Origin of the sequence: Hymenobacter sp. H14-R3 (assembly GCF_030063445.1) — a bacterium.
Classification (GTDB): domain Bacteria; phylum Bacteroidota; class Bacteroidia; order Cytophagales; family Hymenobacteraceae; genus Hymenobacter.
The window spans coordinates 88,820-114,653 of record NZ_JASITD010000001.1; the positions used below are offsets into that span (position 1 = coordinate 88,820).

At 59.5% G+C, this 25,834-nt stretch carries 21 protein-coding genes; 10 read left to right on the forward strand and 11 right to left on the reverse strand.

From position 1 onward, the window contains the following. Positions 1–9: 9 nt before the first annotated feature. The 6 genes from QMK33_RS00410 to QMK33_RS00435 form a co-directional block, all read right to left on the reverse strand. Complete coding sequence (locus QMK33_RS00410; protein WP_283562576.1) at positions 10–441, reverse strand: hypothetical protein; 432 nt, start codon at positions 439–441, stop codon at positions 10–12. Between the two features lie 2 nt (positions 442–443). Further along, positions 444–869, reverse strand: a complete 426-nt coding sequence (locus QMK33_RS00415) for a hypothetical protein (protein WP_283562577.1) — start codon at positions 867–869, stop codon at positions 444–446. Positions 870–873: 4 nt separating this feature from the next. After that, positions 874–1,731 (reverse strand): KTI12 family protein, encoded by an 858-nt coding sequence (locus tag QMK33_RS00420; RefSeq protein WP_283562578.1) that lies wholly within the window; start codon positions 1,729–1,731, stop codon positions 874–876. Continuing rightward, complete coding sequence (locus tag QMK33_RS00425; RefSeq protein ID WP_283562579.1) at positions 1,732–2,625, reverse strand: AAA family ATPase; 894 nt, start codon at positions 2,623–2,625, stop codon at positions 1,732–1,734. 66 nt (positions 2,626–2,691) lie between these two features. Next, positions 2,692–4,788, reverse strand: a complete 2,097-nt coding sequence (locus tag QMK33_RS00430) for a hypothetical protein (protein ID WP_283562580.1) — start codon at positions 4,786–4,788, stop codon at positions 2,692–2,694. Between the two features lie 23 nt (positions 4,789–4,811). Next, entirely contained in the window at positions 4,812–5,036 is a 225-nt protein-coding gene (locus QMK33_RS00435; protein ID WP_283562581.1) for a hypothetical protein, read from the reverse strand. A gap of 105 nt (positions 5,037–5,141) precedes the next feature. Between QMK33_RS00435 and QMK33_RS00440 the strand changes: the two genes are divergently transcribed. The 3 genes from QMK33_RS00440 (at position 5,142) to QMK33_RS00450 (ending at position 7,862) form a co-directional block, all read left to right on the forward strand. Next, a complete protein-coding gene (locus QMK33_RS00440; RefSeq protein WP_283562582.1) occupies positions 5,142–6,068 on the forward strand; it encodes a LexA family transcriptional regulator in 927 nt (308 codons plus the stop codon). A 362-nt stretch (positions 6,069–6,430) separates the two neighbouring features. Then, positions 6,431–7,066: a DUF4230 domain-containing protein gene (locus tag QMK33_RS00445; RefSeq protein WP_283562583.1), complete on the forward strand. Its 636-nt coding sequence runs from the start codon at positions 6,431–6,433 to the stop codon at positions 7,064–7,066. Between the two features lie 55 nt (positions 7,067–7,121). Beyond that, the gene (locus tag QMK33_RS00450) at positions 7,122–7,862 is read left to right on the forward strand and encodes a hypothetical protein (protein ID WP_283562584.1); all 741 of its coding nucleotides are present in this window, start codon (positions 7,122–7,124) and stop codon (positions 7,860–7,862) included. 318 nt (positions 7,863–8,180) lie between these two features. On the opposite strand, the gene QMK33_RS00455 is transcribed toward QMK33_RS00450, so the two are convergent. Further along, complete coding sequence (locus tag QMK33_RS00455) at positions 8,181–8,678, reverse strand: regulatory protein RecX (protein WP_283562585.1); 498 nt, start codon at positions 8,676–8,678, stop codon at positions 8,181–8,183. A gap of 139 nt (positions 8,679–8,817) precedes the next feature. On the opposite strand from QMK33_RS00455, the gene QMK33_RS00460 reads away from it, so the two are divergent. Together QMK33_RS00460 and QMK33_RS00465 are read left to right on the forward strand one after the other, a co-directional pair. Beyond that, the gene (locus tag QMK33_RS00460; protein ID WP_283562586.1) at positions 8,818–9,681 is read left to right on the forward strand and encodes a DMT family transporter; all 864 of its coding nucleotides are present in this window, start codon (positions 8,818–8,820) and stop codon (positions 9,679–9,681) included. Positions 9,682–9,951: 270 nt separating this feature from the next. Continuing rightward, positions 9,952–12,582 carry a DUF5686 and carboxypeptidase regulatory-like domain-containing protein gene (locus tag QMK33_RS00465; RefSeq protein ID WP_283562853.1) on the forward strand — a complete coding sequence of 877 codons (2,631 nt, stop codon included), beginning with the start codon at positions 9,952–9,954 and terminating at the stop codon, positions 12,580–12,582. A gap of 275 nt (positions 12,583–12,857) precedes the next feature. Here QMK33_RS00465 and QMK33_RS00470 read toward each other — a convergent pair whose 3' ends face one another. Beyond that, positions 12,858–13,196, reverse strand: a complete 339-nt coding sequence (locus QMK33_RS00470; RefSeq protein WP_283562587.1) for a DUF4834 family protein — start codon at positions 13,194–13,196, stop codon at positions 12,858–12,860. Between the two features lie 55 nt (positions 13,197–13,251). Between QMK33_RS00470 and QMK33_RS00475 the strand changes: the two genes are divergently transcribed. Together QMK33_RS00475 and rlmB are read left to right on the forward strand one after the other, a co-directional pair. Beyond that, on the forward strand, positions 13,252–14,496 hold the full coding sequence (locus QMK33_RS00475) for a GWxTD domain-containing protein (protein ID WP_283562588.1): 1,245 nt from the start codon (positions 13,252–13,254) through the stop codon (positions 14,494–14,496). Continuing rightward, complete coding sequence (gene rlmB, locus QMK33_RS00480; protein ID WP_283562589.1) at positions 14,469–15,512, forward strand: 23S rRNA (guanosine(2251)-2'-O)-methyltransferase RlmB; 1,044 nt, start codon at positions 14,469–14,471, stop codon at positions 15,510–15,512. Before QMK33_RS00475 ends, rlmB begins: the two co-directional genes overlap by 28 nt. A gap of 146 nt (positions 15,513–15,658) precedes the next feature. Here the strand turns inward: rlmB and QMK33_RS00485 are convergent, their stop codons facing one another. Next, on the reverse strand, positions 15,659–16,747 hold the full coding sequence (locus QMK33_RS00485) for a mannose-1-phosphate guanylyltransferase (protein ID WP_283562590.1): 1,089 nt from the start codon (positions 16,745–16,747) through the stop codon (positions 15,659–15,661). Positions 16,748–16,785: 38 nt separating this feature from the next. Beyond that, on the reverse strand, positions 16,786–17,790 hold the full coding sequence (locus tag QMK33_RS00490) for a KpsF/GutQ family sugar-phosphate isomerase (protein ID WP_283562591.1): 1,005 nt from the start codon (positions 17,788–17,790) through the stop codon (positions 16,786–16,788). A 202-nt stretch (positions 17,791–17,992) separates the two neighbouring features. On the opposite strand from QMK33_RS00490, the gene recQ reads away from it, so the two are divergent. Continuing rightward, positions 17,993–20,203: a DNA helicase RecQ gene (gene recQ, locus QMK33_RS00495; protein WP_283562592.1), complete on the forward strand. Its 2,211-nt coding sequence runs from the start codon at positions 17,993–17,995 to the stop codon at positions 20,201–20,203. A gap of 199 nt (positions 20,204–20,402) precedes the next feature. Here recQ and QMK33_RS00500 read toward each other — a convergent pair whose 3' ends face one another. Further along, positions 20,403–20,825 carry a BrxA/BrxB family bacilliredoxin gene (locus QMK33_RS00500; RefSeq protein ID WP_283562593.1) on the reverse strand — a complete coding sequence of 141 codons (423 nt, stop codon included), beginning with the start codon at positions 20,823–20,825 and terminating at the stop codon, positions 20,403–20,405. Positions 20,826–21,537: 712 nt separating this feature from the next. Here QMK33_RS00500 and QMK33_RS00505 point away from each other — a divergent pair. Together QMK33_RS00505 and QMK33_RS00510 are read left to right on the forward strand one after the other, a co-directional pair. Then, entirely contained in the window at positions 21,538–24,954 is a 3,417-nt protein-coding gene (locus tag QMK33_RS00505; RefSeq protein ID WP_283562594.1) for a hybrid sensor histidine kinase/response regulator, read from the forward strand. 116 nt (positions 24,955–25,070) lie between these two features. Further along, entirely contained in the window at positions 25,071–25,832 is a 762-nt protein-coding gene (locus QMK33_RS00510; protein WP_283562595.1) for a LytR/AlgR family response regulator transcription factor, read from the forward strand. Positions 25,833–25,834: the final 2 nt, after the last annotated feature.

The window sequence follows — 25,834 nt, forward strand, 5'->3', positions numbered from 1 at the left end:
GCTGGGCAATCAGGCGGCTTTCAGGATGTGCCGCAGGGTGTCATCATCGGGCCGTAGCGCCGCCATGTATTCCGCATGGCGGCGCTGGTAGTAGGCGTTCCAGGTGTCGGGCGTGTAGTAGGTGGCCCCGATGTTGGGGGCGTAGTAGCCCAGCTTCCATTCGTCACCTATCAGGGCCACTTTCAGGTTGGGGCTCAGCTGGGCATCCAGGTTGGCCCACTGGTTTTTCCACCACGCCCAAAAGCCCACGGTGCCTTCTAGCTTGCGGCGCACGACGTTCAGGCCCTGCGGCCCATCTACCTGGCCAAACACCGTATCCAGCCACTGAATACCTTGCTCGTATTCGCACTCATTCAGCCGGCCGGCATCCCACCGCAGTAGCTTTTCCATGCGGCGGCGCACCTGCGTATCAGTGGCCTTTTGTTGGGTTATCTGGCTCATGGCTAGGCTAAGAGTTGGTGTAAGGCGTGTAGCACTTCGGTGAGGGCAGGGGCCTGGTTAGCGGCCAGCCCGTTGTCACGCCAGCAGCGCCACAGCAGGCAGGCTTCGGCACGAGTCAGGGTCAGCTTCATCGCCGCAGGTCGCAGGTAGTAGGGCTCTAGCTGCGTGTTGTGGATGTCGAGTAGCAGGTACACTTTGCTGGCTAGTTCCAGGTCTTGCGCCGCTGGCCACGGGTCATCTTGCAGGGCTTGGCCTAGTGCGGCTATCGTGTCGCCAAACCAGCCGCACGCCTCATCGTAGGCCATCAGGTTCAGCGACAGCTTCACCTTATTCTTCGGGGTCAGCTTGACCAATACCGGGCGCTTAGGCATGTCAACTTCGGGGGCTTCCAGGTGCGTCACGGGCACCCGCATGGGAGTAGTATGCATGGCCTTATCCTTCCAGAAGTGTGAGTTGCTGCCCGGTGGCCACCTTCTTGACCTTCTTGCTCGGGAAGAGCCGGTAGGGCTCCGTTGCCCCGAAGCGGCTCAGGGCTATCACTTCCCCGTCGTTCACCCGCACCTTGATGTCCACCATGTATTCGATGGCCTTGGCGTGGTCGCCTTTTGGTGATTTACCATCTGACCAGCTGATGATGATGAATACCTTTTTGGGAAAGGCTTCTATCAGCACTTTGTATTGCGCTTCGGTCAACTTCATGTAGTTGAGCGAGTCGATAATCACGAAGGGGGCACTGCGCTTCTTCTCCAGGTATTCCACCATTTCAGCAAACGTGTGGCGGTCAGCCAGCATGAAGGAGCCTTTTGCACATTTCTCTTTCACTCCCGCACGCTTGAAAGCATCTTGTATAGACTTACCCTCCCCTTGCTCGCTACTGTTATAGTAGACTTTCCCAAGGGTGGTCAGCATTACCGCTAACTCCATTGCGAACGTGGTTTTGCCTCCACCCGACTCACCGTAGATTATCATGCGGAAGTTGCTTTCCGGCAACCCGATAATCTCTTCCCACCGCTCATCTATTGGCAGGGTCCGGTAAATATTGTCATGCACAGTGTGTGCGCTAATCAGCTTTCCCATTGTCGGTTTTTTGAGGCTTTTTTTGCGATTGGTATTGCAGCTGCCACAGTTGTCAATGCAGTCGTGGTTGCCGTCGTAGAAGTCACTTGGTCGCAGGTTGGTCGGCTTCCAGCGGCTGCACATGCAGGCCATTCCGTCCCCCTGGAAGTAGTGGAATTTGAGTGAGCCAGACACCTGTGCCCAGCCCCTCATGTCGGATTCAATACCTAGCATTTAGGCAGCGGCGGCCAGTAGCTCTTGGTCGGCCTTCAGCTTCTTCAGCTTGTTGAAGAAGGTGCCGTAGTTCTCGCAGGCGGCCACCAGCGTGCTCACATCGCGCTTACCCGTGATGCCGTAGGCAGCACAGACTTCCGTAGCATCACCGAGGTCAATACCAGCGCTGAGCATGACGGGCGTGGCCCCAAAGCGCCGCAGCACCTGCGGGAAGCTCTCCACATTGTAGCTGGCCTTCACTTTCAGCTTGTCGAGAATGCCGTTGGCCCCCGCTATCACGATACCCGAGCGGCCTTCCACCAGGTCGTACAGGTCTTTGATGAAGCCGAAAGCCCGCGACTTTTTCACCATCGTTTCCGACTCATCAAACACCAGCAGCGCCTGGCCTTCGCGGTTCATTTTGTTGGCCACGGCCAGGATGCGCCCGTCAACCGGGCCGGTCAGGCCCACGCCCACCACCTCACAAATCCGCCGAATCATGCTAGCTGCGGTCATCGCATTAGAGCACTTCACTACGTACACCGTAGCCGGGTTTTGGCGAGCATACTCCGTGATGGCGAAGGTTTTACCCGCGCCCGTATCTCCGTCGATTAGCGTGGCACCCGCCGTTTTGCGGGTTTCATCCAGCGCAATCAGCACGTCCATGTAGTTCTTGGTCTGGAACACTTCTAGCGACAGGCCCAGCAGGATTTGCAGCTTGCGGAAGTGCTGGTCGCCAATCACGGCCGTTTTGCCGCCCGCCACGGGCACCGCGTTCCAGTTGCGATTCAGGATTTGCGACAAGTAGCCGGCCGACACGCCCGAGGCAGTGGCCACTTTGTTCTGGCTGGTGGTGTGGGTAGCCATGTAGGCTTCCAGTGCCTGAGCAATTTGCTCTTTCTGAGATTCTAACATTACTTTTGGGTGGATTGAGAGTGTTTGAATAGGCCGCCCCGATTGCAGTCGGGGCGGTTTTTTTGGTTATTGGCCAGCGTTTATAGCGTTCATTTTGGCCCATTTTGCAGTTCGTACCGCGTCGGCGGTGGCCGCCGCAGCCAGCGTAGCCGGGGCCTGTGGCAGCGCCCGAGGCACCACGGCCACGTCCTGAGCAGCCAGGAAGTCTTCTTCGGCCGCAGCCAGCACGTCTTTGCTGATAAAGCGGTGCCCGAGCTTCTGAATGTCTTCCGCATCCAGGCGCTGGTTGATGTCGGCTTGCTTGCCCAGCACCTGGCTGCGCTGCTGCTTTTTCAAGTCGAGGCGCACGTTGATTTTGGCGCGGCTGTCGGCTTGGTGGTCCACCAGGGCGCGGGGCATGGCCTCCTTTGCGTGGGCGAATTCAACGAAGCGCTTATCATCGCCCACGTACAAGGCAATCATTTCGCCCACGTTGTCGGGGTCGTACTTCACCAAGAACTTCTGCCCTACGAAGCGGCTGTGGAAGGCCAGGTCGGGTATCATTTGCGTGATGCCCGCGCCGGTCACCGACTCTTCCACCACCTCATACACCGTTTCCACGCCGTGCTTTTTGAAGCGTAGGCCATCGCGACGGTAGGTGATGGGCTGCTCATTCCACAGCCAGAAGGCTTCCACTTCATCGGCGGCGGTCAGGTACTGCGGGGTCGGGTTCTCGCTGGCCGCATACAGTTCTTTGGGCGAAAGGCGGTCGCCTTTGCGGCCCTTGTAGTTGTTCCACTGATGTAGCTCTAGCTCAGCTTGCGCAATACACTCAGCCAGCGTAGGTAGGTCGGCCACTTTCAGCCCATCAGTGTTTTCCTGGCTATCCAGGGCGCGGGCCTTAATATTCTGGCCCGTGTGGTTCACATCGGCCCGCATAATGCCCCGTTGCAGGCGGCCAAAAGCCCCTTCAATGGTCTTACTTTGGCCGTTATAAGGCATCGCGGGGTAGTGTAACCCCGGCGCACCTTTGAAAAAGAGCTTGTTGGAACCGTCGTTATCGTACAGGAACTGGTAAGGCCGCACCCCGCCCGCCCGCTGGTGAGCCATCCGCACAGCCTTGGCCACTTCGCGCCAATCCTCAGTTTCGGCAAACGACCAGCCCAAAAACAGTTCGGTGGCCACGTCCATCACCACTATCATCTTCAGCTTCGCGCTCACGCCCTTGGCAGTGCGGTAGCGTTTGTTCACTTTGGTACCGTCGATTACCCACTGCGCATCGCGCATGGAAGGCCGATGGGCCAGCATGGTGTATTCGTAGCGGGCTTTCCAGGCATCGTACCCGTGCCGCGCCATGTACCACACCGGCTGCACATCGGTAGCCAGTAGGTGGTTTTTGGTGGTGCCAGCCGTGATTTCGGGCCATAATTCCAGCCCGAGGCCCGCCCGGCGCTCAGCAGCTTCATTGTACCAGCCCGTCACCAGCTCAAAGGATGGCTTCCGCTTGTCCGAATACAGCTTAATAAGGTATTCCAGCTGCTCTTCCCGCACCTTCAGCGTGGTAGTGTTGCCCAGCGCCTTACTAATAAGGCAGGCCGCACCCTCCAACTTATAGTCCCGCAGCTTAGCCATCAGCTTGCTGTAGTTGGTTGGCAGCTTCACTTCGTCTTCGGTGAAAAGCACGATGCAGGCCGCAATGAAGTCGGGCATGGCAGCCAGCGTAGGGCTCACCTTTTCCCGCTCCGACTTCTTTTTCCACTTCGCATCGCTCAGCAGGGCCAGCCAGCGGCACGCCTGGCCGTAGGCTTTTATCTTGTCTTCGGGTAGCCCGCTTAGTTGCTTAGTTAGCACCTCACCCGTGTTCAGGTCGGCCGTTTCGCGCTCAATCCGGTAGCTGCGCAGGGCCACCACATCAGCCTTCGGCACCGCTGGCAAGAATTGCCGTAGCACCGCGTATTGCTCCTGGCTGCGTGCCCATGCCAATGGCTCCTGGCCATCGGCCAGCTTCTCCTGAATGGTTTTTTTCCATTCAGCCGGGAAACTGGCGTAGGGGTAAACCCGCAGTAGGCCATTGGCCGGGTCTTTCACCGACACGATGCCACGCCAGGAAGCGCGCTGCTGTGAGATGTTCACTTTCACCGTGCCGGCCGAATAGCCCAGCGCCGTGAAGTCATCGCCCTCCAAGAAAAGTTGGTGGTCGATTATCCTCACTGCTGTGTTCCTTTTTGGATTGCCTGAAACTGCTTCTGCGCTTTTGCCCGCTCTTTGAGCAACGCGTTGTAAGCCCGCACAACCTTGTCATTCCGGCGCGTCCCGTTCAGGACTTTGCGCACCAAACTTGCGCTGACACCCACGCGAAGGGCTATTTCGGCCGCGTCCATCGACTGATGTTCAGCGTCGGCTTTGGTTGGAATGTCAGTTGCGTTGCTCATATTTGTCCCGGATTATGAGACAAAGGTGTATCCTAATCGGAACAAAAGCAAGCGTTACGACACATATATTTTCCATTTAGGAATAAATAAGTGTCCCCCTACCGTATGAAGCAAGCCAGTACAATCAATGAGCGACTTACCAAAGTGCGTGAAGCACTTAATGTAAGCGTACTGGACTTTGCCCAGCGTTTAGAGCTATCCAGGGGCTATTTGAACAACATTGAAGCTGGCCGCCGGGGAGTAAGCATAGAGATTGCCACGTTCCTGGTTGAAAAGATGAACGTAGCCCCCGATTATATTCTAACGGGAAGGGGAGCAATGTTCCAAAATGGAGCAAACCACCACCACGCCCCGACCGAAAGTGCTAACCTATCTGCTAACCTACCCGCTAACCTACCCCCTTCCAGCAAAACAAAAGGGACAAATTTTCTAGTTGCGGAAAAAGGCGGCCAGTACGCTGCCAGCCCCCGAGTCCTGGTAACCACCGTCGATTCTGTGGGTAATGACAACATCTCGCTGGTTAGCACCCGCGTGGCTGCTGGCTACGCTACTGGTGGCTTCATTGAACCCGAGTTCATGAGCAACCTGCCTGCCTTCAGCCTACCCGATAAAGCCTACCGCAACGGCACTTTCCGCGCCTTCCAGGTATCCGGCGAATCCATGCAACCGACCTTATATGAAGGCGATTGGGTCATTTGCCGCTACGTAGACAATTGGGCGCATGAAATCACCGATAACTACGTTCACGTTGTCGTAACGCAAGAAAGGCCCGTAGTAAAGCGCCTGCTCAATCGCCTGAATGAACGCGGCCAGCTTACCTTACAGAGCGATAATATTGCCTTCCCGGCGCAATTCATCCATGCTGAAGAGGTGCTTGAAATATGGGTAGCCGTAGGCCGCCTATCCAGGCAGTTCGTCAACCCACGTTATGACCTCATTAAAGAGGTATCCCGCACCCGCGCTGACGTTGATGAAATCCTTGCCCGCCTGATGGCCATAGAAGCCAGCAACAAGGGCCTGCAAGCCATTTAAAACGCCAAAAACACCCATTAAAGACCACTTTCAAGGCCATTTAAAGGGTGTTTCTGTTACTTACCACCTAGTTTAGACCCTATCCAGGGCCACCAGTCAAAGCAGTATCCAAGCGAGTCACGGCCATTTGTCCCATCCGTTTTTTCGCGAATTTTCCCGGGTAGTGCATTAAAAGGTCATTTGGGGCCAGTTGAACGGGTTTTCGCGGAATTTTTCGCGAATTTTTTATTGGTCAATTATTGTCCCTTTTGTTCTACCCCCCTCACAAAGCTACGCGCCGGCCAACCCCAGCCCGTGGTTTGGGGTATTAGCGATAAGCTCCGCCTTACTTACCGGCCGGGGCTGGCTCACTTTCGTCCGCTATGCTGCCCCGCCTCCTTCGCCGCCTCATTCCGTTGTTTATTCTGGTAGCGCTGGGGGTATTTTTGTGGCAGAAAATCGGCCCTACGCTGGCCGCCTTCAACCCCCTGGCCCCGCGCGAGCCGCAGGTAACCGTGACCCACAACACGGTGCTCACCCAGGTAGAGGCCCTGGGCAAGCTGGAGTTGGTGCGCTACCGCTTCAAGGACGTGGTGGAGTACAAACGCGCCGCCAAATACCCATTTTTGCCCGATGCTAAGGCGGCCCTCATCGTGGGCGGAGAAGCCGTGGGCTGCCTCGACCTGCGCAAAATCAGGCCCCAAGACGTCACGTTTGAGGGCGACTCGGTGGTGCGCATCATCTTGCCCGCCCCCGAGCTGTGTGCCTTCCAGGTAGACCACAGCCAGAGCCGCGTGTTTAGCACCGAAAACGACTTCTTTCAGGATGCCAGCCTCGTGGACGAAGCCTACCGCTACGCCGAGGCCCAGGTGCGGAAGTCGGCCCTGCAATCGGGCATCCTGGCCGAAACCCAGCGCAACGCCCAGCAAATCCTGGTGCCCCTGCTGCACACCCTCACCGGGCGGCGCGTGGTGGTGGGCCAGCGGCTGGTAGCGCCGGGGCCGGCCCGCAAGCTGTAGCGGATACCAGCGCGTTGGCGGTAATTATACAGCAAAATCTAATAGCAAAAAATCGATGAAATTATACTATAAAACCATACTTTTCTTACTTGTCTTCTTTCCAAAGATTAGCATAGCGCAACTTTCTGTTTGCTACGACAGCGATGGGTACACCAACGCAAGAAAACTACCTTCTATAAACTCCAAATTAGTTAGCAAAATAATAGAAGGACAGGTTTTTTCAATCGCAACATATACACAAGAAGAGAACAAATCTATTGATTGGATTGCAATAAATTTTTCATTAACAAAAAATTTGAGTGAAAATAATTTTTTAAAATTTGATGGAGGAGAAAATTTAGGCTACGTTCATAAAAGCAGATTAGTGAACCTAGAAAGTCTAACAAAACTAAAGATGACAGAAATCGACAATACTAAAGTATTTCACAGTAACGAAGATTTGCAAGTCTCAATTGAAACCCAGGTATTTAAAAAATTAAATCATAAAATAACTCAAACTAAAGAAGGATTTTTTTTGGTTGATGGGAAGAAAGCATATCCCTATTACGGAGAAGAAAATATTACCGAAATTAAAAATATTACACTGAAAACTAAGAATAAAACGTATTCCTTTCCAGAAGAATCTTTTAAAAACTTGTTTAGAATAAACGCATTTGATACTAAAGTTTATAAAGGAAATAAAGGAGAATATTATTTAGTATTTGACGCAGGTGACGGCTCTGATGGATATAATATTGCTTATTGTCTAAAGAATAATAATCTATTTTCAATGACAATAACGTCAACACTTCCTTAACTAATAACAACTAAGTACCCGTTGCTCATTAGTTTGCTATACAAAAACGTCATACTGAACGCAGTGAAGCAGCTTAATCAGAAGAGCAATCTTCACGTTTAGAGCTGGTTACGCGACTAAGATGCTTCACTGCGTTCAGCATGACATTCTTTTTTTAACATAAACTATTTGCCAACGGGTACTTATCACCAACATCGTATTAGTAATAGGCAAAATTTGGTCTTTGGTTGAGAATTTACGCTTTACTCAAGTTCAGTTCTTCGATTGAAGTTTAATGTAAAAAGCCCGTCCATCGCCAATACGCAGCGCGCGGGGCCGCTATTCCTCGCCGCTGGCAAGCTCGCCCAGCGCTTCCTGAATCAAATCCGACTCGTAGCCTTTCTGAATGAGATAGGCCATGAGCTTCATTTTGCGCTTCATGGGGTGGGTTTCCTTTTCGCGGGCGTCGCGCTGGCCCAGCAGCTGTTTGAGCTTGGCGTAGTACTCGTCGCCATCCAGCTCTTTGAGGCCGCTTTTGATGCAGTAGTCACTCAGGCCCTTGGCCTTCATTTCCAGCTTGATGCGGCGGCGACCCCAGCCGTTGGTGCGGTGCTTGCCGCGGGCATACGACTGGGCGTAGCGCTCCTCATCGAGCAGCTTTTCGCGACCCAGCCGAATGATGATTTCGCCGGCCTCGTCCTCGTCGAGGCCGTAGCTTTTGAGCTTTTCGGCTACTTCCTTGTGGGTGCGTTCCTGGTAGGCGCAGTAGGCCGCAATTTTGGGCAGGGCCTCGCCGGGCGTGTAGCTTTTGGGGGCTTTGTCGGGATTCTTGAACATGGCGTAGTAACGGAGCGGCCGTAAAATACGGAAACGAAGCGGCAGTGGGCGCGTTGTATGGGCAACCCACCGGCGCTCCTCAACGACCAGCGGGGCCCAAACGTGCCGCCGCGCCGGGGCCGCCCCCGCTTTTGCCTCTATGTCCATCTCGCCCGGAATCCGCTACATGCTGGCCTCCACGGCCCTGCTAGCCGTCGTTAACGTAGCCGTGAAGGAGCTCGACGGCGTGCCCACCGCCGAAATTATTTTTGCCCGCTGCCTTATCTCGCTCAGCCTAACGATGTGGCAACTGCGGCGCACGGGCGTGCCGGTGTGGGGCCCGCCGCCCGAGCGGGCCAATTTGCTGGGGCGCGGCGTGTTTGGGGCCGGCTCGCTGGTGCTGGGGTTTCTGGCGCTAAAAGTGCTGCCGCTGGGCGGGGCCAGCGCGCTCAGCTACCTGGCCCCGGTGGTAACGGCAGTGGCCGCCATCTGGCTGGTGGGCGAGCCGCTAAAACCTTGGCAATGGCTATTTTACGCGCTGGCCGTAACCGGCGTGCTACTGGCTAAGGGCACGGAGGGATTGTTGTCGGCGGGCGTGCTGCTGGGCGTGGGGGCGGCCGTATCGTCGGGCCTGAGCAGCGTGTTTTTGCGCCGGGTGCGTGACGACATACCGCCGCTGGTGCCGGTTTTTTACTTCAACCTGGTGCCGCTGGCCATCGCGGCCGTCTGGATGCTGTTTGACCTAAAGCTGCCCCACGGCACCGACTGGGCCTGGCTAGCGCTGGCCGGGGTATTTACCCACGTAGCGCTGTGGTGCGTCACGCGGGCTTTCAACGAACACCAGGCCAATTACTTAGCTACCCTCGACTACCTAGGCCTCCTTTACGCCACGGCGCTGGGCTACTTCGTGTTTGGCGATGAAATAAAACCCGCCGTGTACCCCGGCATTGCGCTGGTGCTGCTGGGCGTGGTCCTCAATGCCTGGTACACAAGCCGGCAGGGAGCCAAAAAAGAAGCCAGCTAACCCGCGTCGTAGCTCACCGCCCCGAAAAGCGCAGCCTTGCGGCGCAACGACAACCGGTTGGCCGGCTCGCGCTGGCAGACCGGGGCGCATGGCGCTAGCCTTGAGCTACCAACCCTTTGCGCAGTATTTGCATCTAAAAAAGAGCAGCCGGCCCGGCTGCTCTTTTTTGGGCCCATATCAACTGGCTGCGCCTAACTTGCCACTACTTCGCGTCCGCTTTATTATTCAGGTAGTTTGATGAGTTTAGTTAGTTTATTTCGCTGGTGTTTGGTGTTGCTCGCGCTGCTACCCGCGGCCGCCCGCGCCGGCACCATCAAGGGCAAGGTGAGCGGGCCCGACGGCACCGGCCTGCCTTTTGCCAACGTGGCCGTGCGCGGCTCGGCCACCAGCACCGGCTCCAATGAGCAGGGCCAGTACCAGCTGCGGCTGGAGGCTGGTACTTATCAATTTGTCTTTCAATACGTTGGGTATAAACCGCGCACCGAAGCCGTGCGCGTGCCGGCCGGCGACTCCACGCTCACCTTCAACGTTACGCTGGCCCCCGAATCGTTTAGCCTGGCCGAAGTGACGGTGCGCGGCTCCGACCGCGACCCTGCCTACGCCATCATCCAGCACGCGCAGCAGTGGCGTGCCTACCACCAGCGCGAGGTGGCGGCCTTCCGGGCCCGCATCTACCTCAAAAGTCTGGGCCGCCTCAGCGAAACGCCCAGCAAGATTTTTGGCCTCGTGAAAGTAGGGCCCGACCTCAAGCCGGGCATTTTTTACCTCTCCGAAAGCCTGTCCGAAATTGCCTTCACCCAGCCCGATGTGGTGAAGGAGCGCATGCTGTCGAGCCGCGTCAGCGGCGACTCGCACGGCATCAGCTTCAACCGGGCCAGCGCCGGGCGGGGCCTCAGCTTCTATAATAACCTGGTGAAATCGGGTTTTTCGGAGCGCGGCTTCGTGTCACCGATTGCCGGCAACGCGTTGTCATTTTACCAATATGAGCTAGTGGGCAGCAGCCAGCAAAACGGCGAGCTGGTGCACAAAATCCGCGTTAGCCCGCGCCGCCGCGCCGACCCCGTTTTCTCGGGCTTCATCTACGTGGTAGATGGCTCGTGGCGGCTGCACTCCGTGGACCTGCGCCTCACCAAAGACGCCCAGCTCGACTACGTCGACGACCTGCACATTGAGCAGCTGTTTGCCCCCGCGCCGGGCGTGCCCCACGCCTGGATTATTCAGTCGCAGAAGCTGGCGGTGAGTTTTTCGGCCTTTGGCTTTAAGGGTACGGGCTTCGTAACAGCCGTTTTTTCCAACTACAACCGCGTAGTTCCCACGTACCCGGCCCCGCCCGAGGTAAAGGCGCCCGCGCCCGTGGCTGGCGGCACGCCCGTGGCGGCGCCCGTTATTGCGCCCGTCACTACCAAGGAATTGACGCGCCAAATCAAGCGCGACAAGCCCAACCTGGCCGGCCTGAGCCGGCAGGTGCGCCGCCAGGTGAAGCAGGTGCAGCGCGACTCGCTGCGCAACGACCCGCTGTCGCAGATGAAACGCAACGAGGTGCAGCTGGTCGAAAAAGGCGTGAACGAGCGCGATACTACCTACTGGAGCCAGGTGCGCCCGGTGCCGCTCACGGAGGAAGAAAAAGTAGATTATCATAAGAAAGACAGCAGTGAGGTAGTGCGTAAGTCGCGCCCCTACCAGGATTCGCTCGACCGCAAGCGTAATGAGCTGGGCGTGGGCAAGCTGCTGCTCACCGGCTACACCTACAGCAACACCTTCGCCAAGCGCAGCTTCAGTGTTGCGCCCATCTTTAATGAACTGCAGTACAACACGGTAGAGGGCTATGTGCTAAATGCCGAGGCTACCTACCGCCAGCGCACCGCCGACCGCCGCTTCATCAGCCTCACGCCCACGCTACGCTACGGCTTCAGCAACAAGCAACTGCAACCCAGCCTCACCCTCAACTGGCAGCTCGACCCGCAGAAGCTGCGCCAGGTGGGCCTGGTGGCGGGCCGCACCATCGAGAACTTCGACCGCAACTCGCAGCTTACGCCCTTCATCAACTCGGCCTATTCGCTGCTGGCCAATCGCAACTACGCCAAGCTGTATCGCCGCGAAGGGGCCGAAATCAGCTACCTCTGGGAGCCGGTAAATGGCCTCACGGTGCGCGGCGCGGCCAGCTACTTCCGCCGTGTAGAGCTTTATAATACAGCCGATTACCTGTGGCACGACGTACCGGACCGGGCCTTTACCCCCAACCGGCCGGTGGCCGACGAATCGCCCGATGGCACCGCCTTTGGCCGCAGCGACGCGGCCGTGCTGGGCCTCAACCTAAGCTACAAGCCCGGCCAGCGCTACATCACGCGGCCCGACGCCAAGTTCAACCTGGGCTCGAAGTGGCCCACGTTTGGGGCGCAGGCGCGGCTGGCCGTGCCGCATATGCTGGGGGCCGATGTGCGCTACCTGCTGCTGCAAGGCTCGGTGCGCCACAGCAAGCAGTTTGGGCTGCTGGGCACCTCCTCGGTGCAGGCTATTGTGGGTGGCTTCGTGGGAAAGCAAGAGGGGCTGACCTTCGCCGACTACCGCCATTTTTCGGGTAACCGCACCCTGCTGGCTGCCGACTTCACGCAGTTTCAGCTGCTCGATTACTACCAGTACAGCACCCGCGCCAGCTACTTCGAGGGCCATTTCAGCCACCACTTCAACGGCTTTATCTTCAACCGCCTGCCGCTGCTACGCGCCCTCAAGTGGCAGGAAGTTATTTCGCTCAACTATCTGCACACCAATCAAGTAGGTCACTATCTGGAACTGGGTGCGGGCGTCGAGCACATTTTCAAAGTAGCGCGGGTCGATTTTTACACCGGCCTGCAAAGCGGGCAGCGCGTGGGCACCGGCCTGCGAGTAGGGCTAGGCTTCTAACCCGACCGCAGATTCAAACGGATTTCGCAGATACGGGGCTGCGCCCCTGACTAGCCGGAGGGCTTTTTTGTGGGCTAAGCCAGCGGTAAAACGAAAGAGCCGGCTACCTCATGGGGCAGCCGGCTCCTTCGCTTTACTGCCTGAAAAGCATAACCCAATAAACTCAGAAGCCTGGGTAACCAGGAAAACTCAAAAAACCAGATAATTGCAAACCCTGCTAGCCAGGGGCGCAGCCCCGTATCTGTGAAATCCGTTAAATCCGTTTGAATCTGCGGTTAGGGGAGCTCTTCATAGTCCACATATTCGCCGCCGCGAAATTCGTGCTTGCGCTCGCTGGCGGAAGTGGTGGGCGGCACGTACTCCACGCGCACCTGGCCGGGCTTGGTGGCGGGCTCGCGGTGGTCCTGCTGGTAGCCCTGGCCTTGGCGCTGGCCCTGCCCTTGACCCTGCGTAGTATAACCACCGGGCTGCTGGGCATTGGGCGGATAAAAGCCACCTTGCTGGGCCTTGTGCACCTGCTGCCGCACAAAGTTGCCCAGCACGGCGCGCAGCACCTGCGGGAGCACATACCGTACAAGTAAGAAAACCAGCAGCAACGAAAGCGTAATGGCCATGAGTTATTCGAAAAGAAAAGCAATTTACGGCGGGCCGGGGGCTAAGTTTTGGGCAGTGCTTTTATTGGCTGGGCTGCCCGGGCTGGCGGCCGCCCCGCGCCTGCTGCCCACCCCCGATTTTGCGGGCCTCTACCGACCGGTGCCCGACCGGCTGCTGCCCACTACCCGCCGCGAAGGCGACAGCCTGCGCATCTTTATCAACCACGCCGCTACCGTGCCGGGTTCCACGGCGCCGGCCCTGCGGCTCACCGGCTGGGCCACATTTGAGGCCAAGCAGCCGCTGTGGCAGGAGGTGCGCGCCGCCCACCCTTACCCCGGCAGCAACTCCGCCGCCCCGGTGCAGGTGCTCACGGTAGCCATGGCGGCGGCGCGCCTCACGCCCGGCGCGGTGCTGCAAGTGAGCCTCGACAGGCCCTCCCTCGCCAACCAGCCCCCGGGCGCCGACCAGGATGCTGCCATTACCGCCTGGCTGCGCCTCACGCCCGAGTTGCTGGCGCGGCCCTTCGTGCTGCTCGACTCGGCGGGCCTGGTGCTGGCCCGGCCTTATCTGAATGCCGGCGAAGGCGTGGCCGTGGCTACGTTTGGCTTGGCGCAGCCGGTGCGCTGGCGGCGCTACCCCACGGGCGCGCCCGCCCTGCCGCCCTTCACCGACCCGCGCACCCAGGTGGCCGCCCCGCGCACGCTGGGCGTGCTCGACTCGTCGGCCGCGCCAGTAGCGAGCGGCAATTTGCTGCATTTTGCTACCACCGGCTTGTATGCGCTGAAAATAGGCGGCGCGGGCGGCGAGCCCGTGCACACCGTGCCACTGCTGGTAGTACCGGCCAGCTTTCCGGGCCAAAGCACCGCCCCCGAAATCATCGAGCCGCTGCGCTACCTCACCACCGCCGCCGAGCGCCAAACGCTGCTCAAATCACCCGAGCCCAAGCGGGCCATCGACCGCTTTTGGCTCGATGCGGCGGGCGGCGACCAAACCCGCGGCCGCGAGATGATACGCCGCTACTACAGCCGCGTAACCACTGCCAATGAAATATTTACGGCCCACAAGGCTGGCTGGCTCACCGACCGCGGCTTGCTCTACGTGGTGCTGGGCCCACCCCAGAGCGTGCGCCGCCTGCCCGACGGCACCGAGCGCTGGCACTACGACCAGGCCGGCCGTCAGGGCGAGGCCGTGGCCTTCACCTTCCGGCCCCGCCCTAGTACCTTAGCACCTGATAACTACGAACTGGTGCGCCGGCCCGAGTACGAACTGCTCTGGTATGCCGCCGTAGAACAATGGAGAAGAACGACGACCGCCCGCTAAACGACGGGTTCAGTGACGACTACGTGCCCCGCCGCTTCCGCGATGGCGCCGACAGCAGCGAGCGCCGCGCTGGCCGCCCCACCGGGGGCGAAGGCCGCGATGACCGCCGCCCCGCCGGCAACGACGGGGCCAACAAGGCCCGCCCCCAGCGCCCGTTCTACGACGAGCGCGGCCGGCAGGTAACGCCCAACCGGCCCGCCAGCGGCGGCCGCGACGGTGGCGAGCGCGGGGCCACCCCATTTTACCGCGAGCACAACACCCGCCCCGCCGCCGACCGCAGCATCGACATGCTCTTCGGCCTGCGCCCCATTATGGAGGCGCTGAACGCCGGGCGCACCCTGGACAAGATTTTCCTGCTGCGCGCCACTAAAAACTCGCTCACGCAGGATATTTCGGCCCTGGCCCGCGAGGCCAATGTGCCCGTGTCGCTGGTGCCGCTCGAAAAGCTGGAAAGCCTGACCCGCAAAAACCACCAGGGTGCCGTCGCCTTCGTGTCGCCCATCGACTTTGCCCCGCTCGACACGCTGCTCGCCGGCTTGTTTGAGGATGGTAAAGTGCCCTTCATACTGCTGCTCGACCGCGTGACGGATGTGCGCAACTTCGGTGCCATTGCCCGCACCGCCGAGTGCATGGGCGTGCAAGCCCTGGTAGTGCCCGCCCACGGCGCGGCCCAAATCAACGGCGACGCCGTAAAAACCTCGGCCGGCGCGCTCAACATCCTGCCCGTATGCCGCGAGACTGATTTGCGCCAAACCATTATCTTTCTGAAAGAGAGTGGGTTAACAGTAATCGCCTGCACCGAGAAAGCCGACGCCGACCTCGGCCATACCGAGCCCGCCAGCCTCACCGGCCCCATCGCCGTGCTCATGGGCTCAGAAGAAGACGGCATTTCGCCCGACCTGCTGCGCCTCTGCGACCAGCGCCTGCGCATTCCCATGAGCGGCCAGATTCAGAGTCTCAACGTGGGTGTGGCCGCCGGCATCATGCTGTTTGAAGTAGCGAAAGGCCGAAGCTAACCGTCTTTTTTGCGCACATTACCCGCCGAAGCAAGTAGTTGAATTTCAGCAAAGAAGCCCCCGCACCAGGCAAGTGGTACGGGGGCTTCTTTATTGATTACTGTTACCGAAGCAAATAGTTGACTTTCTATTTATGAGCAACTTACCTAGTTATAGCCATTGCCTTTTTTGCTTTTCACATCGGCCACGAAGTCCTTCACCCGCTGCTCTTCTGAGCGCTGGCAGATGAGCAGCACGTTGTCGTGCTCGGCCACGATATAGCCTTCCAGGCCCTGCACTACCACTAGGCGCTCGTGGGGCGTTTTGATGAGGCAATCGCGCGTGTCGTAGAGCATGGCGTCGCCGTCTACCACGTTGCCGTGGGCATCGGGGGTACTTACACGGTGCAGCGAATCCCAGGTGCCCAGGTCGCTCCAACCAATATTTGCTGGCATAACGTACACGTTGTCAGCCTTTTCCATTACCCCAAAATCAATGCTGATATTGCGGCAGCGCGAATAGGCCTCGTCGATAAATGCGGCCTCCTGGGCGGTGCCCAGCAATTCCTTGCCCTCGTCAAATACCTCCGCAATATCGCTGAGCGATTGATGAAAAGCGTCGATAATGACGTCGGCGCGCCACACAAACAGGCCAGCGTTCCAGAGAAAATCGCCGCTATCGATGAACATGCGGGCGAGGTCCGCATTAGGTTTTTCCGTGAAGGTCTTCACCTTATACAGGTCGGTACCGGGTAGGCGGTGCGATGCGCCGTCCATGTACTGGATGTAGCCGTAGCCTGTGTCGGGCCGCGAGGGCTGAATACCCAGCGTGATAAGAACCGGGTGCTGGCGGGCCGCCTCCACGGCCGCCCGTATGAGGCGGCACAACTCTTCTTCGCGCAGCACGGCGTGGTCGGCTGGCGATACGATAATGGTGGCTTCAGGGTCGCGCTGCGCAATGCGGTAGCTGGCGTAGGCAATGCACGGGGCCGTATTACGGCCAATGGGCTCACCCAGAATCTGGTCGGCGGGTAGCTCGGGCAGGTGCTCGTGCACGAGGTTGATGTAGTCGCGGTTGGTGACTACGAACACGTTTTCGGGCGGGCAAATATCCTGAAAGCGGTCTACCGTGAGCTGGAGCATCGAGCGGCCCACGCCCATTACGTCGTGAAACTGCTTGGGGTGCTGCGTGCGGCTAAAGGGCCAGAAGCGGCTACCAATGCCGCCCGCCATCACCACGAGATAAGTATGATTCATGGAAGAAGTTAATTTGGTGCTGGTTGGCTTGGTCGCTTCTACACCAAGCCTTCGCGTAGTAAGTCGTGCAGGTGAATGAACCCTGCGAAGCTACCGCCTTCCGTCACGATAAGCTGCGTGATGTTGCGGGCTTGCATGCGGGCCAGGGCTTCGGCGGCAAACTCGGTAATGTCGATGGTGGCCGGGTGGGGCGTGAGAATATCGCGGGCCGTCAGGGCTTCCAGCTCGGCCAGGTGGCCGCGGCCCAGCATGCGGCGCAGGTCGCCGTCGGTGATGATGCCGGCCAGGTGGCCCGCCGCGTCGAGCACGGCGGTGGCCCCCAGGCGCTTGCCCGATATTTCCAGCAAGACTTCTTGTAGCGACGCCGCTTCGCCCACCTGCGGGCGCTGGTTTTGGCGGCTGAGGTCGCCCACGGTAAGGTAGAGCTTCTTGCCGAGCGTGCCGCCAGGGTGCAGGCGGGCAAAATCCTGAGCCGTAAACTGGCGGCTTTCGAGCAGGCACACGGCCAGGGCGTCGCCTAGGGCCAGGGCGGCGGTGGTGCTGGTGGTGGGGGCCAGGTCGTGGGGGCAGGCCTCGCGGCGCACGGGGGCATGCAGCACGTAATCGGCCTGCTTGGCCAGGTACGAATCGGCGTTGCTGACCAGTGCGGCCAGTGGCACGCCCTTGCGGCGCAGCAGCGGCACCAGCACCTTTATCTCGGGCGTGTCGCCGCTCTTGCTGATGGCCACCACAAAGTCGTCGGCCTGAATCATGCCCAGGTCGCCGTGAATGGCATCGGCGGCGTGCATAAACAGTGCGGGCGTGCCGGTGCCATTGAGCGTGGCTACCAGCTTGCCCGCAATGTGTGCGCTTTTGCCCACGCCAGTGACCACCACGCGGCCCTTTAGGGCCAGCAAGGCGGCCACGCAACGGGCAAAATCGGGCGTAGCCCCCACGGCCTGCGCCACGTCGCGCAGGGCGTCGGCCTCGGTAAGCAGCACTTGGCGGGCCACGGCCAGCACATCGATAGGAGCTGCGGGGACGGTGGGGGGAGTTGGTTGCACAGCCAAAAATACGCCCGGCGGCGGCACCGCAGCCGCGCAGCCGGGGGCGCCCCCCGCCAGTCCCTTCCCAATTAACCCCAACCATTAGGGGAACCTTTTTAAAATGTTACGTGTAAGCGACTATTTTTTTACTAAAAAAATCACTTCCTGCTTATCTTCGCTTAGAACCCACGCTCCCCGCTTCGCCTTATTTTGCCAGTCTATGTCACTGACCGTCGTTGAAGAACCAGTTGTTGCGCAAGTCGAGCTAAAAACCAAGCTCAAGGAAGTATTTGGCTTTGGCCAGTTTAGAGGCACGCAAGAGGCTGTTATTCAGAATATTCTAGCTGGTAAAAATACGTTCGTTATCATGCCCACGGGCGCCGGCAAAAGCCTGTGCTACCAGTTGCCCGCGCTGGTGTTGCCGGGCACAGCCATCGTTATCTCGCCGCTCATTGCGCTGATGAAAAATCAGGTCGACCAGCTGTCGGCTTTTGGGGTAAACGCGCAGGTGTACAATTCGACGCTGACCAAGACGGAGATGAACCGCGTTAAAAAAGACGTGATTTCGGGCGAGGTGCGGCTTTTATACGTAGCTCCCGAGAGCCTGAGCAAGGACGATACGATTGCTTTTCTCCAAAAAGCCAGCATCTCGTTTGTAGCCATTGATGAGGCCCACTGCATTTCGGAGTGGGGCCACGATTTCCGGCCCGAATACCGCAAGATTCGCGGTATAATCGACAACCTGGGAGGCAAGATTCCGCTTATCGCGCTCACGGCCACGGCCACGCCCAAGGTGCAGCTCGACATCCAGAAAAACCTGCACATGGACGATGCGAGCGTCTTCAAGACCTCCTTCAACCGCACCAACCTCTACTACGAGGTGCGCGCCAAGCGCAACACCAAGAAGCAGCTCATTCAGTACGTGCAGTCGCACAAGGGCAAGGCGGGCATCATCTACTGCCTGAGCCGCAAGAAGGTGGAGGAAGTAGCTGAATTACTGCGCGTTAACGATGTGCGCGCCCTACCCTACCACGCCGGCCTCGACCCGCACACCCGCATGCACAACCAGGACGCGTTTCTGAGTGAGGACTGTGATGTCATTGTGGCGACCATCGCCTTCGGCATGGGCATCGATAAGCCCGATGTGCGCTTCGTGATTCACTACGACGCGCCCAAGAGCATTGAGGGCTACTACCAGGAAACCGGCCGCGGCGGCCGCGACGGCATGGAGGGCAACTGCCTCATGTTCTACAGCTACGACGACATTCTGAAGCTCGAAAAATTCAGCAAAGACAAGCCCGTTACTGAGCGTGATAACGCCCGGCAACTCTTGCTGGAAATGACAAACTACTCGGAATCAGCCGTTTGCCGCCGCCGGCAGCTGCTACACTACTTCGGTGAGCAGCTCGACCAGGACTGTGGCTTTTGCGACAACTGCCGCCACCCCAAGGAGAAATTTGAGGGGGCTGCGCACGTGGGCCTGGCCCTGCGCGCCGTGGTGCAAACGGAGGCCCGCTTTGGCCTCGACCACATTGCGCAGGTGCTGCTGGGCCTGCGCAACCCGCACATCGACAGCTATGGCCACGATGGCCTGCCGGTGTATGGTCAGGGCAAGGCACTGAGCGGCGACATGCAGCACTGGCTTTCGGTGCTGCGCCAATGCCTGCTCAACGGCATGCTGGAGAAGGACATCGACTCGATTGGCCTCATTCACATCACGCCCAAAGGGATTGATTTTATCGAGAATCCGCATCCCTTCACGCTCACCAAGGACCACGATTTCGAGGCTGAGAAGCAGGAGGAAGAAGACGGCGAGAAAATTCAACAGGCGGCCGGCCACGACGAGGCGCTGTTTACCCAGCTCAAGGAGCTGCGCCGGCAGGTGGCCAAACAGAAAAGCCTGCCGCCCTACGTGCTCTTTCAGGACCCCAGCCTGAAGGAGATGGCCACCACCTACCCGCAAACGCTGCACGAGCTGACGCACATTTCGGGCGTGGGCCAGGGCAAGGCCCAGAAGTTTGGCGCGCCCTTCGTAACGGCCATCAAGAAGTATGTGGAGGACAACGACATCGAAACGGCCGCCGATGTCATTATCAAGTCCACGGTAAATCGCTCGAAGCTAAAGATTTACATCATCCAGCAGATTGACAAGAAGATGGATCTGGTGGGCATTGCCCGCAGCCAGGGCATTTCGATGACCGACCTGGTAGAGGAAATCGAGCACATCTGCTACTCGGGCACGCGTCTCAACCTGAACTACTACATCCGCGAGGCGGTGGACGAGGACAAGCAGGACGAGATTTTTGACTACTTCATGACGGCCACCACCGACAACATTGCCACCGCCATGCACGAGCTGGGCGCCGACGACTTCTCGGAAGAAGAAGTTCGCCTGGTCCGCATCAAGTTCCTGAGCGAAGTAGCCAACTAAACCCTACCGCAGATTCAAACGGATTAAACGAATTTCGCAGCTACGCCCCTACGGGTCTGACTAGCCAAATTTTGCAGGGTAAGCAGGATATAAAAAAAGCAAAGAAAGCCGCCTATACAGGCGGCTTTCTTTGCTTTTTGGCTAGTTAGCCCCGCAGGGACGTAGCTGCGAAATTCGTTTAATCCGTTTGAATCTGCGGTTAGCAGTACTCTTCGAACGCGCCTTGCAGGTTGTTCACAATGCGCATCATATCGGAGCCTTCAATGTGGTAGCGCTCAATCATGTGCACCAGCTCGCCATCTTTGAAAAGTCCGATGCAAGGCGAGGAGGGAGGATAGGGCAGCATGTGCTCGCGCATTTTGGCTACGGCATCGGTTTCCATGCCGGCAAAAACGGTTACGAGTTTAGTGGGCTTCTTCTCAGCGTTGGCGAGGGCCAGCTTGAGGGCGGGGCGCGCCTTACCGGCGGCACAGCCGCACACCGAGTTTACGGCCACCAGCACGGTGCCTTCGGTGCCGGCCAGGGCCGCATCAACCGCCTCGGGGGTCATGAGTTGCTCAAAGCCAACTTCCGTCAGGTCCTGGCGGATGGGGGCAACCATGTATTCGGGATAAACAGCCATCGTTTTACAGCAAAAGGATAAAATAATACCGGGCAGAACAACCGCCAGGGCAACTACAAATTTACGGTATTTGCCGCGGTAGTTGGTCAAACCCCCAGGCTAGTAAAAGGTTCGGGGGCCGAGGGCTACCGCGCAGGCCATTCTGACAAGGCTGATTAAAAACAAGCATCAGACTATCAACAATTTATCATCTATACTGTCCCAAAAACTGAGCGCGCATGGCCTTGCCCAACTACGCGGTGGCCTTATGCGGCGCACTCCTGCTACCTGGGCCACCATGATGGGCAATTCGTGCTACGCGCCAGCAACCAGCAGGCCAGCCACCCGCCACCGCCTAGCAGCGCACCACCGGGCTTATAGGACTAATAGCCGATAATGAGCAGCACAAACATGAGCTCTTGAGCTTGCTTTTATCATACGCTGCATGCGTTTGAGCGCAGTATAAGCACTAATAATACGATATCAGTCAATTTTTTTTCGCTATTCGCCAAGCTTAGCAGTTGAACATTTTGAACCGCATGCTAAACGCCCGCCACCTGATAAGGTGAGTTGAACCCGCGAGGAGCTGCTTTTAACCAATACTTCTGCCTCGCTGGCATCGTCACGGCTAACTTTCAGGCGTTACCATTACTTAGCCCTGCCTTCTTTCTGCGTGCTGCCTTCTTTTTGTTCTTGTTTTAAATCATTTTGCCAGCGCTGGTTACTGCTGCTGTTGATACTGCCGATTTTTAATCAGGCGGCGGTGCTCGCCGGCCCCCAATTACCCCAGTCGTTCGTGCGGCAGTTTGGGCCCGCCGAGGGGCTGAGCCAGCCCTTTATCTACTGCCTGCTGCAAGACCGGCAGGGCTACCTCTGGCTGGGTACCGCCGAGGGCCTGGTGCGCTACGACGGCAGCCGCTTCATCACCTTCACCACCCACGACGGCCTCGCCGAAAACTTCGTTACCGGCCTTTGGCAAGACCCTGCCAGCGGGGCTCTCTGGCTGGCGCACGACCAAGGTGGCCGCTCGGTGCGGCCAGCAGCGGGGCAGTCGTTTCGGGCCGCACCGGCCAGTGAGCGGGGCGGCCCCCAGCCCGGCCGCCTTGGCGCACCAGCCCCCGATACCGCCCGCCTCGGGGCCTACCAGCGCCGCTACCACCTGGCCCTGCCCGCCGGCGTGGTAGTCAGCTGCCTGTTCGAAGACCGCGAAGGCAACGCCTGGCTGGGCACTGCCGGCCAGGGCCTCTGGCAGCACGCCGACCGGTACCTCAGCCATTGGCCCCGGGCAAGCGGCCCGCTGGGTACTGCCGCGGGCGTAGTGCTGGCGCGGCCAGCGGCGCTGGGCGGCGGCGCGTGGGTGGGCACGCCGGCCGGCGTGCGAGTGCAGCTGGCCACCGGCCAGCCGGGGCCACCCTGGCCGGGCACTTCCCAGCCCCTGGGCTCGGCCGTGACGGCACTAGCCTACGCGCCCGGCTCGGGCCTGTGGGTGGGCACGGCCGCCGATGGCGTATATGTATTTCCTGCTAAAGACGCGGCCGCACCAAGGCCGGGAACCCAACATTTTACCACTGCTAATGGCTTGCTCCACAATAGTATATACGCCTTATTGGCCGACCACAGCGGGCGCGTTTGGGTAGCCACGCACAATGCTGGCCTGGCTACCTGGCAGCCGGCCCAGCGCCGCTTCAGCCACACCAAGCTGAATGCCGCCGGCCTCGATGCCAGCACGCTGGCCGAAGACGCGGCGGGCACTATCTGGGTGGGCACGGAGGGGCAGGGCTTGTATTTTCTCCCAACTAAGGGCCACTGGCAACACTTGAGCAAAGCCGCTGGCTCATTGCCCAACGACTACCTCTCGGCCCTGCTGCCGCTGCCCGCGCCGCTGGCCGGCAGCCTGCTAGCAGTGCACCCCCAGGGCCTGAGCTTGTTTGATGCCCGCCGCATCGCCACCCCCCTGACACCCGACAACGCGCTGGCCCGCGACTTGCTGCCCCCCGCAGCGCTGAGCCCCGGCCTGGCCTGGATAGCCACCCGCACGGGCCAGCTGCGCCTCGACCTGACCCAGCTGGCGCGCTACCGACCCAGCGCCGCGCTCGCACCCACCCTGGCCTTCACAGCCACGGAGGTAAATGGCGAAAGCCGCCCCGCGGCGCTGGGCCAGCTACCGGCCGGCCGGCACCGCATTAGCTTTGTGTATCAAGGTATTAGCCTGGTGCCGGGCGGTGTAGCGGGCCTGCGCTACCGCTACCGCCTGCGCGGGCTGTCCGACGACTGGAGCCGCCCCAGCGCCGTGGGCGAGGCGCAGTTTGCCGGCCTTGGCGCGGGCAGCTATGTGTTTGAGGCACAGGTACGGCGCAACGGGCCGGGCGCGCCCTGGAGCCCGGCGGCCACGCGCACCTTCGGCATTGCCACGCCCTGGTGGCGCACGCCGCTGGCCCTGGTACTTGAAGTGCTAACCCTGGCGGCGCTGCTGGTGGCCGTGGTACGCACCCGCGAAGGCGTGCTGCGCCGCCAGAAAATGCAGCTAGAGCGCACCGTGCAGGTGCGCACGCGGGAGCTGCGCCAAAAAAACAGCGATATTGAGCAGATGAACGGCGAGCTGCTCATTGCCCGCGACGCGGCCGAGGCCTCGCGCCGGGCCAAGGCCCAGTTTCTGGCCAATATGAGCCACGAAATCCGCACGCCGATGAATGCCGTAATTGGCCTTACCAACCTGCTACAGCAAACCCCTACCAACCCAGAGCAGCATGAGTACTTGACGGCTATTGGTTCGTCGTCGCAAAATCTATTGGTGATTCTCAATGACATCCTCGATTCCTCGAAGATGGAAGCTGGCAAGCTGACGCTGGAGCAGGTACCCTTTCGGCTGCCTGATGCCGTGCGGGGGCTGAGCACCCTCTTCCGCTACGCGGCCGATAGCAAAGGCCTGAGCCTGCGCGTAGAAGTAGCTGACGATGTGCCCCTTGCCGTCGTGGGCGACCCCGTGCGCCTCCAGCAAGTACTGGTTAACCTGGTTAGCAACGCCCTCAAGTTTACCCGCCAGGGCGGCGTAACGGTGCGCGTGGCCCCGGCCCCCGGCCCGGCGGTCCAGGCTGGCCGCGCGGCCCTGCGGTTTGAGGTGCAGGACACCGGCATTGGCATTGCGGCCAATAAGCTGTCGGCCATTTTTGAAGACTTTTCGCAGGCCAACGCCAGCACCACCCGCGAGTTTGGCGGCACCGGCCTGGGCCTGAGCATTGCCCGCAGCTTGGTGCAGCTGCACGGCGGCCAGCTGGGCGTGCGCAGCGAAGAAGGCGTGGGCTCGCAGTTTTACTTTGAGCTCACCTACCCCGTGGCCGACGCCCGGCAGGCGCTGCTCACTACCGTGGCGGGGCCGCTGCCGCCTTTCGAGCCTGCCCTGCGCGTGCTGGTGGCCGAAGACAACCGCCTCAATCAATTGGTGGCCCGTAAAACCCTGGAGAAGTGGAATATACACGTTGAGGTAGCCGAAAATGGCCGCCTCGCCGTGGCGTGCGTGCTCGCCGCTACCGAGCCCTTCGACGCCGTGTTTATGGACATCCAGATGCCCGAGCTTGATGGCTACGGGGCCACCCGCGCCCTGCGCCAGCACTACCCCAACGCGGCCCAGCTCCCCATCATCGGCCTCACGGCCTCGGTGCTGCCCGAAGACCGCAGCATGGCCCTGGAAGCCGGCATGAACGACCTGCTGGCCAAGCCCTTCGAGCCGGCCATGCTCTACGCCCGGCTGGCTCATTTCACCGGCCGCCTGGTGCCCGAGTTGGTACCCGGCACGCCCGCCCCGCTGCCGCCCGCCTCGCCCACCCTGCACCCCAACTGGCAGCAGCTGGAAGAGCTATCGGGCGGTAATGCCAGCTTTATAAGTCAGATTGTCAATACGTTCCTCACCGAAGCACCGGCCCAGGAGCTGCTGTTGGCCGCCGCCTACCCGCACGACCGGGCTGCCCTGGCGGCCACCGCCCACAAGCTAAAGGGGCAGGTGGCCTACTTTGGGGTACCGGGCCTGCACGCCCAGCTCGATGAGCTGGAGCGCAGCGCCAGCCAGCCCGATTGCCCCTACTGCGAGCCGCTGCTCCAAACGGTGCGGCAACAGTTGGGCCAGCTTTATCCGCAGCTGCAAGCCCGGGCCTAAGCCACTGGGCCAGGAAGTTGCCAATGGCTCACCAGTTGAGGGTGTTTCGGCAGTGGCGGAGTAGCATGCAGCGCCTACATTTGTTTAGTTTGTTTGGCCCACCTTTTCTCTGCTCTATGCCTCTTTCCACTACTGAAACCGATACCCTGCCTGCTGCGCCGCTCCGCTGCCTGGTGGTCGATGATGACCCCATTTCGGTACAAATAGTAAGCAACTGCATCAGCAACACCCCTTTTCTAGAAGACTCCGGTGCGTGCACCAGCGCCATTGAAGCTGCCGAAGTCCTTCGCACCCAGGCATTTGACGTATTGTTTCTGGATGTGGAGATGCCGCTGATGTCGGGTCTCGACCTGCTGCGCGCCCTCCCCGACCCGCCCCAGGTGGTGCTCATTACCAGCAGCCAGTCGTATGCGGTGCAGGCCTTCGAGTTTGCCGTGGCCGACTACCTGCTCAAGCCCCTTTCCTACCCACGTTTTTTGCAGGCCGCCAATAAAGTGCTCGAAACCATTACGGCCCAGCGCACTACCGAGGCCACCGATGTGCTCACGCTGCCCGCCGACAGCAACCCCGAGTTCACGTTCGTGAAGGTAGATAACAAGCTGGTACGCGTCGATTTTGCCGATGTGTTCTACGTGGAGGCCCTCGGCGACTATGTGCACCTCGTCACGAGCCGCAGCAAGCTCATTGTGTACAGCACCATGCGGGCCATTGAGGAAAAATTTCCGGGCCAGCGCTTCGTGCGGGTGCACCGCTCGTTTATCATCAACATCGACTACGTGCAGTCGCTGGAAGACAACTCCCTGCTTATCAAGGAGAAATACATTCCAGTGGGCCAAACCTACATGCGCGGGCTGTTGCAGCGTCTCAACAAATTGTAGCG

Coding starts and splice junctions, on each gene's coding strand:
- QMK33_RS00410 (WP_283562576.1), bottom strand. CDS start 441: ATGAGCCAGATAACCCAACAAAAGGCCACTGATACGCAGGTGCGCCGC.
- QMK33_RS00415 (WP_283562577.1), bottom strand. CDS start 869: ATGCATACTACTCCCATGCGGGTGCCCGTGACGCACCTGGAAGCCCCC.
- QMK33_RS00420 (WP_283562578.1), bottom strand. CDS start 1,731: ATGCTAGGTATTGAATCCGACATGAGGGGCTGGGCACAGGTGTCTGGC.
- QMK33_RS00425 (WP_283562579.1), bottom strand. CDS start 2,625: ATGTTAGAATCTCAGAAAGAGCAAATTGCTCAGGCACTGGAAGCCTAC.
- QMK33_RS00435 (WP_283562581.1), bottom strand. CDS start 5,036: ATGAGCAACGCAACTGACATTCCAACCAAAGCCGACGCTGAACATCAG.
- QMK33_RS00440 (WP_283562582.1), top strand. CDS start 5,142: ATGAAGCAAGCCAGTACAATCAATGAGCGACTTACCAAAGTGCGTGAA.
- QMK33_RS00445 (WP_283562583.1), top strand. CDS start 6,431: ATGCTGCCCCGCCTCCTTCGCCGCCTCATTCCGTTGTTTATTCTGGTA.
- QMK33_RS00450 (WP_283562584.1), top strand. CDS start 7,122: ATGAAATTATACTATAAAACCATACTTTTCTTACTTGTCTTCTTTCCA.
- QMK33_RS00455 (WP_283562585.1), bottom strand. CDS start 8,678: ATGTTCAAGAATCCCGACAAAGCCCCCAAAAGCTACACGCCCGGCGAG.
- QMK33_RS00460 (WP_283562586.1), top strand. CDS start 8,818: ATGTCCATCTCGCCCGGAATCCGCTACATGCTGGCCTCCACGGCCCTG.
- QMK33_RS00470 (WP_283562587.1), bottom strand. CDS start 13,196: ATGGCCATTACGCTTTCGTTGCTGCTGGTTTTCTTACTTGTACGGTAT.
- rlmB (WP_283562589.1), top strand. CDS start 14,469: ATGGAGAAGAACGACGACCGCCCGCTAAACGACGGGTTCAGTGACGAC.
- QMK33_RS00485 (WP_283562590.1), bottom strand. CDS start 16,747: ATGAATCATACTTATCTCGTGGTGATGGCGGGCGGCATTGGTAGCCGC.
- recQ (WP_283562592.1), top strand. CDS start 17,993: ATGTCACTGACCGTCGTTGAAGAACCAGTTGTTGCGCAAGTCGAGCTA.
- QMK33_RS00500 (WP_283562593.1), bottom strand. CDS start 20,825: ATGGCTGTTTATCCCGAATACATGGTTGCCCCCATCCGCCAGGACCTG.
- QMK33_RS00510 (WP_283562595.1), top strand. CDS start 25,071: ATGCCTCTTTCCACTACTGAAACCGATACCCTGCCTGCTGCGCCGCTC.